Here is a 16,002-nt window from a genome sequence, read left to right as displayed (position 1 = left end):
ATGGACTATTTAAATTTAAGTAAAGAGGTTTCCTATGCACTTCGTCATGCCCCATGGGAATATGAACTAGAATTGGATTCTGAAGGTTGGGTTTCTGTCGAACAATTAATTTCATCATTTAGAAATAGTGATGAAAAATGGAATACGTTAACCGAAGACGATTTAGTTAAAATGATCGACTTATCGGAAAAGAAAAGGCATGAGATTAAAAATGGAAAAATAAGAGCTTTCTACGGGCATTCAATTCCAATGAAAATTTCTAAAGAAATTGGTTATCCACCAAAGTATTTATACCATGGGACAAGTATAAATTATTTAGATGATATTAAATTAAATGGATTGAAGCCGATGTCTCGTCAATATGTACATTTATCTGAGGATGTTGAGACCGCAACATTGGTTGGAAATAGAAAAAAAGGGGAGACAATTCTTCTAAAAATTGATACAGAATTAGCTCAATCTAAGGGTATCAAATTTTATATTGGTAATGAAAAAGTCTGGTTATCAGATTACATTTCGCCTGAGTTTATAAAAATAATTAATGATTAAGCATATTTGCATTATGTGATCATTTTTGCGGTGAAGTTTCACCAAATAGCGTAGAATGGGCATATAAAAATAAGGAGATTTAACATGCAACAAAAAATTCAACAAGCATTAGCCGATTCACCACTTTCAAATGCAATTCTTTCTGCATTAGAAGAACAAGAATGGAAAGGTTTTTTACCGGCTGAAAAAGTGCGGTCAATTTGTGATGAATTTAAGCTTACGCCTGTTCAATTAGGCTTGGCACTTTTGCCTGTAGCAGCTTGTTATAGCCATACACCCATTTCAGCATTTCATGTTGGCGCGATTGCGATTGGTGAAAGTGGTAATTTTTACTTCGGGGCGAATCAAGAATTTCAGGGGAGTAGCATGGCTCAAACCATCCATGCTGAACAAAGTGCGATTAGCCATGCATGGTTACGCAATGAACCTCGCATCACGGATATCGTGGTGAATTACACGCCTTGCGGTCACTGCCGTCAATTTATGAATGAGCTTTATCAAGCGGATGATTTGAAAATCCATTTGCCACATAGCCAAAATAATCCACTTCCTCAATATTTACCTGATAGCTTTGGCCCGAAAGATTTAGGTGTTGATTTGCTTCTATTAAACAAAGAAGAACAAGGTTTCACATTAACGACGGAAGATGAAGTGGCAAATAAAGCGATTTTAGGGGCAAACCGAGCACATTCACCTTATTCTAAAAGCCCTCACGGTGTCGGCATTTTATTTAAAAATGGTGAAATGATTTGTGGTCGATATGCAGAAAATGCGGCATTTAATCCAAGCTTACCCGCTATGCAAACAGCGATTAATTTTGCTTATTTAAATCAACTGGATGTATCGAAAATTGAGCGTGTAGTATTTGCAGAGAAACCATTGCGTTTAAGTCATCGTAAGATGGCAGAGCAGTTATTAAAGAGTCTCTGCAAGGTGAAATTGGAATATATTAGCCTGTAAGTGCGGTCAAAAATGAATTAGTTTTTGAACTAAAAGAAAAGGCGAACAGAGATAATTTCTCATGTTCGCCTTTCTTTTTACTGATTTTATGCTAATTCAGCACGTAATTTTTTCGTGACATCAACCATCACTTTTAATGCTGCAATCGTTTCTGGCCAACCGCGCGTTTTTAAACCACAGTCTGGATTTACCCATAAACGTTCTTTCGGTACCACTTGTAATGCTTTGCGAAGAAGATGTTCAATTTCTTCTGCTGCAGGTACTCGAGGGCTATGAATATCATATACACCCGGGCCAATATCATTCGGGTATTTGAAATCACCAAATGCGGTGAGTAATTCCATGTCAGAACGCGAGGTTTCGATAGTAATGACATCCGCATCTAAGGCCGCAATAGCCGGTAGAATATCGTTAAATTCGGAATAACACATGTGCGTATGAATTTGGGTATCATCTTGGCAACCCATTGAGCTTAAACGGAAGGCTTCGCCCGCCCATTTCAAATAAGCATCCCAATCTGCACGTTTTAACGGTAAACCTTCACGAATAGCCGGCTCATCAATTTGAATCACTTTGATGCCTGCTTTTTCTAAATCTAATACTTCATCAGAAAGCGCTACTGCAATTTGTTTACAGACCGTTTCACGAGAAATATCGTTACGCACGAAAGACCATTGTAAGATCGTGACCGGACCAGTCAGCATGCCTTTCATCACTTTATTTGTTAGGCTTTGGGCATATTCTGACCAACGTACCGTCATTGGTTCTGGACGAGTAACATCACCGTAAATCACAGGCGGTTTCACACAACGTGAACCATAACTTTGTACCCAACCGAATTTTGTGAAAGCAAAACCATCGAGTAATTCGCCGAAATATTCCACCATGTCGTTACGTTCTGCTTCGCCATGTACCAATACATCCAAGTCTAATTTTTCTTGCTCACGTACAACAAATTCAATTTCTTTTTTCATTGCAGCTTCGTAATCCGCTAAGCTAAGTTCGCCTTTTTTGAAGGCGGCACGTGCATGACGAATGGCTGTTGTTTGTGGGAAAGAACCAATATTCGTCGTTGGCAGAAGTGGTAAATTTAACCACGCATTTTGTAATTTAATGCGTTCCGCAAATGGCGATTTACGTTGGTCAGCATTTTTTGGTAGATTTGCTAATCGTTCTGCGACACAAGTGCGGTGAATTTCACCCGAGTTTTTACGTGTGTCCGCAGCAGTTTGAGAAGCATTTAATTCTGCTTGAACCGCTTCACGGCCTTGCTCTAGTGCAGTCTTAATAACACGTAATTCTTGAATTTTTTGTAGCGTGAAAGCCAACCATTGATAAAGCTCAGGCTTATTGGCTTGTAGTTGCGTTTCAACTTCTAAATCATAAGGTGTATGAAGGAGAGAGCAGCTTGGCGCAATCCATAAACGATCACCCAATTTTGCTTTTAATGGTTCAACCACATCTAACACTTGATTTAAGTTTGCACGCCAAATATTACGAGCATCAATGATACCCACAGATAAGATTTTGTCGTAATCTGCAAAGGCTGCAAGTTGTTCTGGTGCACGTACTAAATCAATATGTAAACCGGCTACTGGTAAGGCTTTTAACAAATCAACATGTTCTGCCACAGAACCAAAATAAGTCGCAAGCAATAATTTCGCTTTCACTTGTTCAGCAAACGTAGCGTAAACCGCTTTATAAGCGGCAATCCATTCTGTCGGTAAATCTAAGGTGAGAGCGGGTTCATCAATTTGAATATATTCTACGCCTTCTGCAGCTAACGCATTTAAAATTTCAACATAAACTGGTACGAGTTTTGCTAATAAATCAAAGCGATTAAATGCCGCACCTTTTTCTTTACCTAACCAAAGGAAAGTGAGTGGCCCAACAATTGTTGGTTTAACTTGATACCCAAGTGCTTTAGCTTCACGGATTTGTGTCACATAATGTTCGGGATTGGCTTTAAATTGTGTCTCTTTATGGAATTCTGGTACAAGATAGTGATAGTTGGTATCGAACCATTTTGTCATTTCAATCGCAAATTGTGTTTTGTTACCACGCGCCAATTGGAAATATTGATCGAGCGTTAAGTTTTGGCTATTGAAACCAAAGCGTGCAGGAATCGCACCTGTTGCCACTTGTAAATCTAAAATATGATCGTAAAGTGTGAAATCAGACACCGCGACAAAATCAGCATTTGCCTTGGCTTGGTGTTGCCAGTTTAGTTCACGTAATCTTTTTGCGATATCTAATAAATCCGCTTCTGCAATTTCGCCACGCCAATAACGCTCTTGAGCAAATTTAAGTTCACGTTTTGCGCCTACACGCGGAAATCCTGCTAAATGAAATGTTGTCATAATGAATCCTTCTATTGTTTTGTTTGGTTTAGACGTCTAAACGTCTGTTCATTTATAGAATGCAATAGAATTTAGAATTAGACAATCTCATAATTTTCAGGTTTTAAATGAATTAAATTAATAAATAAAAAAGCCGCACTTTAAAATTTCTAAAAGTGCGGTCTTTTTTGTATGAGGTTTTATAGTGTTATAAGGCAGTGACGAAAGTAATTAAGCCTAAAATCACACCTGGTGCATTGGCTAATGAAATAGGTAGATCTCGTTTTTCTTTTAGTAAGCCGTAAGCCACCCATAAACTACAGTTAATCATCGTGGCAAAAGGTTGTAACCAACCACCTTTTTGACCAGATAAATTTAGACCAATTTGTTGCAAGTAAGACACATACATACAAACTGAAGTAAATGTTGCGACATAGCCTAAAATAGTAATAAAACGTTGGTTTGTCATTTGCTCTCCTAAGTTTAACAGAATAATCCGAAATTAGATTATTAACTAAAAATTGATAATATTTGAATATTATGCAAAATAATTAATTAAAAGTCAACAAAAAGCAAAATAGAGCAAAGATCGTTTCATTTTAGTTAAGGATAAAATTCATTTTATCAGGAGAGGAATAAAGAGATTAGAGAGAAAAAAGACAAAAAATAACCGCACTTTAAAGCGCGGTTATATAGAATTCTGAACAGTTCAGTTGAGATTATTCAACACCAACCATTACAGAAGTTGCTTTGATAATCGCATATGCTTCTTTACCAACAGCTAAACCTAATTCTTTTACTGCATCGATAGAGATGGTAGAAGAAATAATGTTACCGTTACCGATATCAATGTGTACGATAGCATTCACAGAACCAGTTTCGATTGATTTTACAGTACCTTTAAGTTGGTTTCTTGCACTAATTTTCATTTAGCATTTCCTTATGTTTAAGTTAAAAAAGAGTGGGTATTATATAGATAAATATATAAATTGAAAATACTACTTAATAGGTGATAACCCTTTTAAGATTTGCTCAGCATTTTCTTTGCTTAACGCATAATCGTAATTAATCCATTTAGCTAGAATTTAAGTAAAAAAATAACCGCACTTTATCGCGCGGTTACATTATTCTATAAGCATTTAGCTGGTTTTGGCAGACCAGCCAATTTAGTTGCTTGCTTAGCTGGTCCGTCAGGGAAGAGTCGTTGCAAATAGCGGCTATTACCTTTATCGGCACCTAACTTTTCTGACATGGCTTTTACCAGCATGCGAATCGCAGGGGAGGTGTTATATTCTTGATAGAAACCACGCACAAAATGAATCACTTCCCAGTGAGCGTCGGTCAGTTCCACACCTTCTAGCTGAGCGATGTGTTTTGCCACCTCTTCATTCCAATCAGCAATATTAAGTAAATAGCCAGAGGCATCGGTTTCGATTTGTTTTCCTTGTACGGTAATCATATTAATTCACTTCTTTAAAGCTGATCATTTCATTATCGGAATAGTCAGACGCATCTTCATCATCAAATTTCATTGGTTCGATACGCTCTTCATCAAATGCGGTATCTCCTTCAATACCATAAAGTGCTTGACCGTGCTTAATACCTTTGAAATCGAAGAGTTTTGGGTCACATAAGTGTGACAACGTAATGTTTTGCATCGCACTAAACATGGTTTCTAAACGTCCAGGATATTGACGGTCCCAAGTATTCAGCATTTCTTTCACTACTTGACGTTGTAAATTAGGTTGAGAACCACATAAATTACAAGGGATAATTGGGAATTCTTTGGCTACGGCATACTTTTCAATATCTTTTTCTTTACAATAAGCCAATGGACGAATCACAATTTGCTTGCCGTCATCTGAAATTAATTTTGGTGGCATCGATTTTAATTTTCCACCGTAGAACATATTCAGAAACAGAGTAGCCAACATATCATCACGATGGTGTCCAAGTGCAATTTTTGTTGCGCCAAGTTCGGTTGCTGTTCGATATAAAATACCACGGCGTAGGCGAGAGCAGAGAGAGCACGTTGTTTTGCCTTCTGGGATTTTCTCTTTTACGATGCTATAAGTATTTTCTTCAACAATTTTATAATCCACACCAATACTTTGCAGATATTCAGGTAAAACATGCTCAGGAAAACCAGGCTGTTTTTGGTCTAAATTAACGGCAACGATATCAAATTTAATCGGTGCACTTTGTTGTAAATTCAACAAAATATCGAGAAGCGTATAGCTGTCTTTGCCACCAGAAAGACAAACCATCACTTTATCACCATCTTCAATCATGCCAAAATCAGTAATTGCATTGCCAACATTACGGCGAAGACGTTTTTGCAATTTATTGAAATTATAAGTCTGTTTTTTATCTTGGTTTTGTTCTGTCATATTGATTAACTTATAGCTAATAAAAAAGCCCTGAATCAACTTCAGAGCTTATAAATTCTGTGGTGCCTAGGGTCGGACTCGAACCGACACGGTTATTCACCGGCGGATTTTGAATCCGCTGCGTCTACCAATTTCGCCACCCAGGCATTTGGGTTGTTCTGAATTATACGTTTATCTTACTTTGTTGCAAGTAAAATTTCATTAAAAACGTGTGGTTGTTTTAAATTTCATCAACTTGTATTCAAAGATAAAAGGGAAGTTTAAAATAATTTGATACGTTGTCACAAATCATAGATAAAATAAAAGCTTAGTATTTCTACTAAGCTTTATGATTATCTAATTAAGCGGTTTGACCTGCAAGATTACCTAAATCTTTATCAATTAAGAATAAACCTTTGCCATCTTCGCCAAGAAGATTTAATTTGTCTAAAATACCGCTGAATAATTTCTCTTCTTCGTGTTGTTCTGCAACATACCATTGTAAGAAATTGAACGCAGAGTAATCTTTTTCTTCAAAAGTTTTACCCACTAATTCATTGATTTTACTTGTGATCAATTTTTCGTGTTCATAAGTTAATTCAATGATTTCTTTTAATGATTTGTACTCATGCGCAGGTGCTTCAATTGCAGTGATTACCGCTAATGCACCAGTTTCATTTAAATAAGTGAATAATTTACGCATGTGTTGCATTTCTTCTGCAGCGTGAGCTGATAAGAATTTAGCCGCACCTTCAAAACCGTTTTGTTCGCACCATGCGCTCATTTGTAAGTAAAGGTTTGAAGAGTAGAACTCAAGGTTCATTTGATCATTTAATAATTTGATTACGTTTGATGATAACATTTTGTATTCTCCTTTTAAAATTATAATGTTGCTAAGTCACGATCGATAAAGTAAAGCGAACGACCGTCTTCACCCACCAAGTTAAATTTATCAATAATGCTATTGAATAATTTTTCTTCTTCGTGTTGTTCTGCAACGTACCATTGTAAGAAGTTAAAAGTAGAATAGTCTTTGTTTGCAAATGTTACTTCAACTAATTCATTAATTTTAGAAGTAATGAATTTTTCGTGTTCAAGTGTGGTTTCAAACACTTCTTTAAGTGATTTGTAGTCATTTTTAGGTGCATCAATTTTACCTAAAAGTGGCATACCACTTGTTTCACTTACATATTGGAATAATTTTTGCATATGTTCTAATTCTTCATCAGCATGACGAAGTAAAAATGCTGCAGCACCTTCGTAACCGTGTTTGCTACACCAAGAACTCATTTGTAAATAAACATTAGAAGAGTAGAACTCTAAATTGATTTGTTCATTTAACTTATCTGCGATTGCTTTATTAAGCATAACCAACTCCTTTCCTTATTAAGTAGAGATTAAAAATAAAAACAAGACTGCTTAACTTGTTATCGGTGTGCATTCTAATCTCACAAATGAGAATAGTCAAGTATTTTTTTAAAATTATTTCCATAAGTAACTAATAACAAAAGAGAAATCAATGTTAATTATTCTCATTTAGGTGGTATATGTAAAATAAATTCTCATTATCAGATCAAGAATAATGAAATCTGCAGAATTGATGTACGCAATTGTATTCAGAATTCACATAGCGTTATCTACAAATTTCATACTAATTCTAATTATTCCATTTCAAAGACATCCATTTATTTCTTTTATATCCACAACCCAAAATCACCTTATGTTGAACCAATGCATGAAAGTAGGATAGTTATCCATTTTTATTTGTGACATATTTATATATGTTATTTAACATAATATACATTATGCGAAATTAATTACAAGGTTAGTGAAAGCTACGTATTAATAAAATCACAAAGTTATGCACAGGTCACGAATACTGCTCAAGCAATGTGGAATCTGGATTAGCAATACCTTGTAACAAGGTTAAATAATGATTTATACACTCTAAAATTGTTATGTAAGGAAAAAATAAAGATGTTTATATGTGTCAAAATAATGACAACGCTACGTGAATTCTGCGTTATTTTATGAGGTGAATATCATTAGATTTAAAAAAGAAAAACGTAAATCTCAGAGATTAAGATTTACGTTTTTAATGAATGGCATTTGTGTGACTATGTCACGATATGTATAAGGTTAAGATAACAGTTTTGCACCATATTCATAAACCTGTTGTAGTAAATTCAGTTTGGTTGGATTATCCGAATATTCCTCTGCTAATCGTTGTAAACTTTCTTCAAATTTAACCGCACTTTGTTCTAATTTACGTTGGCGATATTTTTGCCATTTGATTTGTTCTGCACGATTTAGAGTTTTGTAGAAATGTCTTGCTCGATAATGGAACAACAGTTCAGGAATTCGTTTATCTTCAAATGCTAAACCATGTCCAGCTAATTTTTCAGCTGGTAAATCACGTAAAATAGCCATATTGTTTTTATCGGCATTGCTAAAGAAGCCGTTATAAAGCTCCGTTTCTACATTATCACTCGGCTCAAATTCGCGCTCTTCTGAGAAAATTTCAATAACTTTCTCGCGTATATCTAAGGATTGACGCAATTTTGCTAAATTATCTAAGCATTGTTGTCTGTCTATCCCTAAACGAGCCGCATTTTCCGGCAGTAACGTTTTTGCAGGCGCCAAAATTGGGCATTTATTTATATGAACCAATTTCAATGGAACTGATGAAACTCCCCTTTCTTCTAGCTCGCTTTTCTTGGTATATAAATCTTGTCGCAAATCAACCGCACTTTTACTGAGCAAATTATCAATATCACCTGATAAATCACAGACGATTACGGCATTTTGATTAGTTGGATGCCATGCTAATGGTGCTACCCAAGCACAATTACCACGATAATTCCCTAGCATGCCCGAAACGTGCACTAATGGTGTCATTTCAGCGGTGTCGATCAGTTTCTCAATTTCCTTTTTACCTCTATGCTCAAAGAAGAATTGAAATAATTTAGGCTGCTTTTCTTTGATTAATTTAGCCATGGCGATGGTTGCATAAACATCCGCCATCGCATCATGGGCATTTTCATGCTCAATGCCATTTGCTTTGGTTAGCTTTTCTAAGCGAAAGCTTGGCATGCCATCATCGTCATAGGCCCAATTAATTCCCTCAGGACGCAAAGCATAACAGGCGCGCACTAAATCCAGTAAATCCCAACGAGAATTGCCATTTTTCCAGCTATATTCATAGGGATCAATGAAATTGCGGTAAAAGGTATAACGAGTCATTTCATCGTCATAGCGAATGTTGTTGTACCCCATCACACAGGTATTGGGTTGTGAAAACTCAGCTAGAATTTTTGCAGCAAATTCAGGTTCCGGAATCCCCTTTTCATTACATTCTTGTGGCGTGATTCTTGTAACCATTACAGCTTCTGGGGCGGGCAAATAATCATTGGTTTGCTTGCAATACAACATAATAGGCTCACCAATGATATTGAAATTTGCATCGGTACGAATACCGGCAAATTGAGCAGGACGATCACTTGCTGGATTGATACCAAAGCTTTCGTAATCGTAGATAAAAAAACTAAAATCTGTTGCCATAATTAAGCCAAAATTTTATCTAAATAATATAAACAGAAAATTGCTGAAAGGCTGACAAGAACACCAAACCAGTTCATTTTGCTGATTTTTTCTTTAAAGAAAAATGCGCCGGTGATGGTGCCTAAACAAATAACACCAATATTCATTCCCGCAAAAACTAAGGTCGGATTTTGTCCAAAACTTTGGTGCGCTTTAATGTAAAACAGGATATTGAAGAAATTCAGCACACCTAAAATGATTCCTCCAATAAAGCTTGGTACAGTCCATTGAGTGCGTTTTAGGAATAAATATAGGAACATGACACAAGCGGCTAATGAGAAAGCGATGAATAATGTGGTTGGGAATGCTCCCCCGCTTTTGGCTACTTGTTTGAATAAAATATCAATGGTGCCATAACCAAACCAGACACCAATTAAGCCTAAAATCCCTTTAAAAGGGACCGCACTTTTTTCATTCGATTTGTTCAAAATACAGAATAAGCCGATGAATGCCAAAATAATGCCAACAATTTTGGGCTGACTTAATGTTTCATGGAAGATAATAAAAGAGGCAACAATCGGTAGAAATAACGATAAGCGTTGTGCTGCATCTGAACGCACGATGCCCGCAAATTCAACCGCTTTAGACATAATGATAAATACGGTTGGTAATAAAATACCTAACGCTAGGAAAATAGGTGTGCTATCACTTTGTGCTAGATATTCAGTAAATTCTAATCCTTTGAAATCAGGTTTGAGTAAGAAATAGCTTAATGAAATGGCGACAATATAGTTAAACGCAATGGCTTGTTCAATAATGATGTTTTTCTTGCGCGCAACTTTGAGTAATACCGATACGGCAACACTACATAGAATGGCTAAAATAAGGTTATGCATAATTCGTCCTAAATTCTCATAAAAATAACAATGAAAAAAGCGGCCAATTACTTTGACCGCTTTAAAAAATTACTCTATTGCGCCAAAGCCACGCAAACCAACCACATGAACTTGTTCTTGGTTGCCGGCGATTTTACGCACCAGTTTATAGGTTGTCCCTTTTTCAGGGCTGATATTCTCTGGCGCAGCAATGAGTAATTGCATATCCAAACGTTCGCAAAGTTCGAACAAGGTGGAAATGGATTTACCATCCAAACGCGCTGCTTCATCCAAGAATAGTAAGCGGCACGGTACGATGTCTTTGCCGCGAATACGGCGGCTTTCCTCTTCCCAGCTTTGTACAACCATTAATAAGATAGACATACCTGTACCGATCGCTTCACCGGTCGATAATGCACCACTTTCAGCACGTAACCAACCATCAGCCCCACGGAAAACTTCAACCTCTAGTTCGAGGTAATTACGGTAATCCAATAATTCTTCACCGATAGTTTGTGCTGTGCGTTGCCCCATATCAATATGCGGGTTAATGCGTTGATAAAGTTTCGCAATGGCTTCAGAGAAGGTAATACGATTATCACTGAATAAATCTTGATATTCTTCCTGTTTACCTGATAGCGCATCAAGTAACATCGCATGTGTATCGCGAATATTGACCACTAAACGTACCGATTTTACCTGACCGAAGGCAATGTTTTGTAGACCTTGGTTCAACATACGAATACGGTTTTGCTCACGTTGAATGGTTTTACGCATAATATTCGCCACACTTTCAGAACTGATCGCCAATTTTTTCTCACGGCCAGTCAATTCTTCTGTTAAGCGATTAAGCTCAATTTCCATTTGCTCAATTGCATCAATCGGATCATCCGTTTTAATAATATCCTGACGAATACGTTCACGAAGATGTTGATACACAGCAATGAAGAAACGAACTTTATTTTCCGGTTTACGGCTGTCTTCAGAAATACGCAATGCATCGCGGAGATATTCATTATCAGCCACCGCTGTACGTAATGCACCTAAGGCTTTATCCGACATTGAACGTAAATCATCAGCAGATAAATAAGCTAACTCACGACGATTGAGTCGTTTTTCCACATCGGAATTACGAGATAAACGGAGAACCACGCACCAGCTGACTTTCGCAGCCACAACTAATTCACGTTGCGTTTTGTAATCACGTTCTGCTTTGCGAATACGTTTATTTAAGTTCTCCGCTTCACTTTCAATAAGTGTTAATTGTTTTTCGACATAAGAACGACGTTGACGGCTGGTTGAAAGTTGTTGATACAACTCATCACGGCGATTTCTTGCACGTTCCTCTGCCCCTTCATCAGCACGCACGCCCAATTCACCAATCTCAGCAATTAATTCTTTTAACAATTGATTTTTACTGTCATAAGAACTTTGCAATTGAATAAATACTTGGTTGTATTGTGCAAATTGACTTTGTTTTTGACGCAATTGTTCACGTTGAGTATCACGCTGTGTTTGTAATTGTTCCAAGCGTTGACGAAGTTGCTCATTAAGCTCTGATGTTTCTGCTTGACCTGCATCTTCATAACTAAAGTGATTTTTACGTTGCACCACATCCGCTAAAGCAAATACACGTTGTTGTACTTGTTTTTGACGTTCAACGGCTTGAGTTAAATCAGCTTTTAAGCGCTCATAGTTTTCTGGGTCACTTTGTAAGGTATTGGCAATCGGCTCTAATTGTGACAACGCAACGCCATGTTGACGAATAAAGCTTTCATCTTGTTCTGCAATGTCTAATTGTTCACGGCATTCTTCAATGCGATCAAGTAATTCTTCATCAGCAAGTAAGTTAAGCTGTGGCATTAACTTATTCAACAATTGCATTTTTTCTTTGGCATTATCCAATTTAATGCGAATTTGTTGTTCACTGCTTGAGAATTGATTGAGCTCACGATCAATTTCATTGCGTTCTTGATTAATTTCCGCCATCACCTCTTCTGGGTTTGGTTGGAACGCAAGCGCTAGATGTAAGCCAACAAATTGACTAAAGTGTTCGTGTAAACGTTGACATTTTTGTACATCAAAGGCAATTTGTGCGTATTCTTCCGCAATTTCATCACGTTTAGCTTGTAATTCTTCTAAATGTTTTTCACGTGCAGCACGGCCGAATAATGGAATTTGCGGGAATTTTGAATAACGCAATTCACGATCAGACACTTGCACCACAACGCCCATTTCAAGCTCTTGAGCTGAAAGTACGCTGTCATCAAAGGCATTTGGATCACCTTCGATTAAATATAAATCGTCTGGACAGTCTTCTAAATTGGCTAATTGTTCACGTACCGTGTTGAGATCACGCACAACAATAGCATGACGAGCAGGGCCATAAAGAGCCGAGAAATAAGGTGCATCTTCAATTGGAACATCATCATATAATTCAGAAAGCAACACACCGCCAAAACGTTCTGCAAGCACATTTAAGCGAGCGTCTTCAGAACCATCTGGTTGGCTTAGACGAGAAATTTGCTCGTCTAATTGTTGACGTTGTTTTTCTAAATTGTCACGTTGAATAGTCAGTTCACGTTCTTTCACCAATTGTGATTGCATAAAATGCATCACATCTTGGCTATGTTCAAAGGTTTCACCACTTTGCTCTTGTAAGCGTTCTAAAGCGGCTTGAGCAGTTAACCAAGCCGGTGCTTTACGAGCATTTTCTTCGTAAAGTGCGGTCAAACTTTCACGTTTTTGACGCAAGGTTGAACGGTTTTCTACTTGCTCTGAAAGTTCTTCATTCAAACTTTCAATGAGTTCTTCTTGTTCTGCGTGGTATGCTTCAAGTTCATCAGCGGTTTCTAAAGATAAATCAGCACGTTGATTAAAATCAGACAATAATTTAACCGCACTTTGTTGTTGAGCATAGCGCTGCTCTAATTCATGTAATTTTGCGCGTAATTGAGGAGTTTGTTGTGCCTGAATTTTTTGTGTTGGATATTCACGCAATAATTCTTTAGCACTTTCCCAAGCACTTGAACGTGGCATATCGCCAGCAATTTTGCATACCAACTGATAGGCTTTATCAAATTGTGATTTAGCCGCTTCAGAAATTGACATCTTATGCTCTAACTCAAGCACTTGCTCGGTAAGACTTTCTGCATGGGCCGCAAATTCCGCATGGTAATCTTCCGCATTTTTCACGCTTAAATCCGCTAAACCACATAAGGTTTTCGCTTTTTCAAGCGCGGCAATCGCTTGTTGATATTGCAATGCACGGGTTTGTTGAGCATCTAATGCTTGTTGATAATCCGCAAGTTGCGCACGTACTTGGTCAATTTCAAGTTCAGTTTGCTCAAATTGTGCTTGGCTTTCTTCAAGCTGTTCGGTTGCAGTTTCCACAACCATTTTTTGTTCTTCTAATTTTTCTGTAAGCTCAGCTACGTCTTCTTGATAGCGCGATACTTTTTCTTGATGGCGTAATGCATTTAACACCAAGTTCAAGTGGTCAACCGCACTTTGGTGATCTACCTCTAAAGTCCGTTCATTTTCTGCTAATTCTGCCGCTTCACGGCTTAAATCAATTAGGCGATGTTGTGATAACTCTTGCTCAGCTTTTGCTTTATACCAATCACGACGGAAACCTAGAGCCGCTTCGATATTGCCACGGCGTTCATTGGCATTACGCATATAATCTGATGCCACATAATTCGTAGTTTCAGTGATTAAATGTTTAAATAAATCACGGTCAGATTGGGTAACTTTGATTGCCTCAAGGGTCATGCGGTTTTCACGTAATGCGCTTTCCATATCTTGGAAGGCTTTACGGACACCAAGGTTTTCCGGCAATAAATAATCACGTAAAGAACGGGTAATGGCGCTGGAAATACCACCGTATAAAGAAGCTTCGATTAATTTATAGAATTTGCTACGGTCTGAGGCACTACGTAAGCGTTTTGGAATAATACCTAAATCAAACATCATGCCGTGATAATCGGTGATGGAATGATATTGTTTAAATTGCGCACCAAGATTTTCAATTTTGTCTTTTAATTCATTTAAATTGAGTACGCGCGCTTGACGTTCTCCAACTGTTTCAGTGAAAAGTGCGGTCGGATTTAAGGATAATTCTACCCCTTGAATCGAGAAGGTTTTTAAATCCACTTTTTTATCTCGACCAGCAATTTGTTGCAGACGCACCCCCACGAGAATTCGTTGATGACGGGAATTGATGGTATCTAATACTGCATAACACACACCTGGACGTAATTTACCGTGCAAACCTTTATCACGAGAGCCACCTGTTGAGCCTGCTTCTGTGGTATTACGGAAATGCAACAAGGTTAAGTCTGGAATTAATGCTGTGACAAAACCCGCCATAGTTGTAGATTTACCGGCACCATTACCACCTGAAAGTGTGGTCACCAATTCATCTAAATCAAAGGTACGGGCAAAGAAACCATTCCAGTTAATTAAGGTGAGTGAACGGAATTTACCCCGTTCTACCCCATTGTGTTTGTTTAATACAGGAGCAATAAATTCTTCTTCAACCTGTTCGGTTGATTGCTCAGGTTCGTCTTGATAGATTTCGTTTTCAAGTTCTAATACATCAGACATTATTCTTGTTCTCCTGCATCATCAAATTCTTCATCAATTTCGACCGCACTTTCTTCATCATCAAGGTCATCAGCATTGCTTGCTACCTTGGCTTGTTTTTCCAATTCGAGAGATTGCGGTGTTGCGGCTTCCCCATCACGAATTAAGCGAGCTTGCGCTTCTAGTGGATCATCACCAGAACGCACTTCGGCCCCAAAACGGAAGACTGATTCAGAAATAGTAAATTTACCGCTATGCTGTTCACCCACGGTATGAATCATGCCTAAACGGCGTAAACGACCGATCGCTGCACGCACTTTTTCAGCTAATTTTTGTTTATCCAAATCCGAGCCGCTGGAACGTTGATTGACGGCTTTCAGCAACTTGCCTTCATCCGCTAAGTTGAGTAATTCGTCATAGACTTCTTGTGTACTGAAGATACCTTGCTGCGCCAAACGTTCTGGGCTTAAATACAAATAGCAAAGCACTTTTCCTACCAACATTTCTAATTCGGAAAGCACTGAACGGGCAATTAAGGTCGTCGCTTTCGGACGTAAATAGAAAAAGCCTTCTGGTGCACGAATTAATTCCACGTTGTAACGACGATAAAAACCATCCAACTCATTTTGGAAATCCATTAAAAAAGCATGATTATCTAATTGATCCGTGCTGATATGGCGACCTGAACGCAATAAGCTGTCCACTGTCGGGAAAATAGGGTTAGCAATGGCATTTGCCAATTTTGGGGAAATTACATCTTGAATATCTGTCATGGTTAATTTC

The 16,002-nt window shown here is 37.7% G+C and carries 13 protein-coding genes and 1 tRNA gene; 2 read left to right on the top strand and 12 right to left on the bottom strand.

What is annotated here, in order from left to right:
• Together HMPREF3279_RS01740 and cdd are read left to right on the top strand one after the other, a co-directional pair.
• Nucleotides 1-549 (top strand): RNA 2'-phosphotransferase, encoded by a 549-nt coding sequence (locus tag HMPREF3279_RS01740; RefSeq protein ID WP_070867876.1) that lies wholly within the window; start codon nt 1-3, stop codon nt 547-549.
• 84 nt (nt 550-633) lie between these two features.
• Nucleotides 634-1,509 carry a cytidine deaminase gene (gene cdd / locus HMPREF3279_RS01735; protein WP_070867875.1) on the top strand — a complete coding sequence of 292 codons (876 nt, stop codon included), beginning with the start codon at nt 634-636 and terminating at the stop codon, nt 1,507-1,509.
• A gap of 86 nt (nt 1,510-1,595) precedes the next feature.
• Here cdd and metE read toward each other — a convergent pair whose 3' ends face one another.
• The 12 genes from metE to mukE form a co-directional block, all read right to left on the bottom strand.
• Nucleotides 1,596-3,869 carry a 5-methyltetrahydropteroyltriglutamate--homocysteine S-methyltransferase gene (gene metE / locus HMPREF3279_RS01730; protein WP_070867874.1) on the bottom strand — a complete coding sequence of 758 codons (2,274 nt, stop codon included), beginning with the start codon at nt 3,867-3,869 and terminating at the stop codon, nt 1,596-1,598.
• Nucleotides 3,870-4,056: 187 nt separating this feature from the next.
• Nucleotides 4,057-4,317, bottom strand: coding sequence for a SemiSWEET family transporter (locus HMPREF3279_RS01725; protein ID WP_005699501.1), 261 nt, complete (start codon nt 4,315-4,317; stop codon nt 4,057-4,059).
• 250 nt (nt 4,318-4,567) lie between these two features.
• Nucleotides 4,568-4,777 (bottom strand): TOBE domain-containing protein, encoded by a 210-nt coding sequence (locus HMPREF3279_RS01720; protein WP_005696093.1) that lies wholly within the window; start codon nt 4,775-4,777, stop codon nt 4,568-4,570.
• A gap of 200 nt (nt 4,778-4,977) precedes the next feature.
• Complete coding sequence (locus HMPREF3279_RS01715; protein ID WP_070867873.1) at nt 4,978-5,307, bottom strand: TusE/DsrC/DsvC family sulfur relay protein; 330 nt, start codon at nt 5,305-5,307, stop codon at nt 4,978-4,980.
• A gap of 1 nt (nt 5,308) precedes the next feature.
• Entirely contained in the window at nt 5,309-6,238 is a 930-nt protein-coding gene (gene ttcA / locus HMPREF3279_RS01710; RefSeq protein WP_070867872.1) for a tRNA 2-thiocytidine(32) synthetase TtcA, read from the bottom strand.
• Between the two features lie 60 nt (nt 6,239-6,298).
• A tRNA-Leu gene (locus HMPREF3279_RS01705) sits at nt 6,299-6,384 on the bottom strand.
• Between the two features lie 194 nt (nt 6,385-6,578).
• Nucleotides 6,579-7,079, bottom strand: coding sequence for a non-heme ferritin (gene ftnA, locus HMPREF3279_RS01700; RefSeq protein WP_005696114.1), 501 nt, complete (start codon nt 7,077-7,079; stop codon nt 6,579-6,581).
• Nucleotides 7,080-7,099: 20 nt separating this feature from the next.
• Nucleotides 7,100-7,585: a non-heme ferritin gene (gene ftnA / locus HMPREF3279_RS01695; RefSeq protein WP_005696115.1), complete on the bottom strand. Its 486-nt coding sequence runs from the start codon at nt 7,583-7,585 to the stop codon at nt 7,100-7,102.
• A gap of 771 nt (nt 7,586-8,356) precedes the next feature.
• The gene (gene sbcB / locus HMPREF3279_RS01690; RefSeq protein WP_070867871.1) at nt 8,357-9,778 is read right to left on the bottom strand and encodes an exodeoxyribonuclease I; all 1,422 of its coding nucleotides are present in this window, start codon (nt 9,776-9,778) and stop codon (nt 8,357-8,359) included.
• Between the two features lie 2 nt (nt 9,779-9,780).
• Nucleotides 9,781-10,653, bottom strand: coding sequence for a DMT family transporter (locus HMPREF3279_RS01685; RefSeq protein WP_070867870.1), 873 nt, complete (start codon nt 10,651-10,653; stop codon nt 9,781-9,783).
• A 69-nt stretch (nt 10,654-10,722) separates the two neighbouring features.
• Nucleotides 10,723-15,240: a chromosome partition protein MukB gene (gene mukB / locus HMPREF3279_RS01680; RefSeq protein WP_070867869.1), complete on the bottom strand. Its 4,518-nt coding sequence runs from the start codon at nt 15,238-15,240 to the stop codon at nt 10,723-10,725.
• A complete protein-coding gene (mukE, locus tag HMPREF3279_RS01675) occupies nt 15,240-15,992 on the bottom strand; it encodes a chromosome partition protein MukE (protein WP_070867868.1) in 753 nt (250 codons plus the stop codon). The genes mukB and mukE overlap by 1 nt, the downstream gene beginning before the upstream one ends.
• Between the last annotated feature and the right edge of the window lie 10 nt (nt 15,993-16,002).

This window comes from Haemophilus sp. HMSC71H05 (genome assembly GCF_001838635.1).
Taxonomy (GTDB): domain Bacteria; phylum Pseudomonadota; class Gammaproteobacteria; order Enterobacterales; family Pasteurellaceae; genus Haemophilus_D; species Haemophilus_D parainfluenzae_R.
The sequence above is the reverse complement of the archived record's forward strand: the minus strand, read 5'-3'. Positions and strand labels throughout refer to the sequence as shown.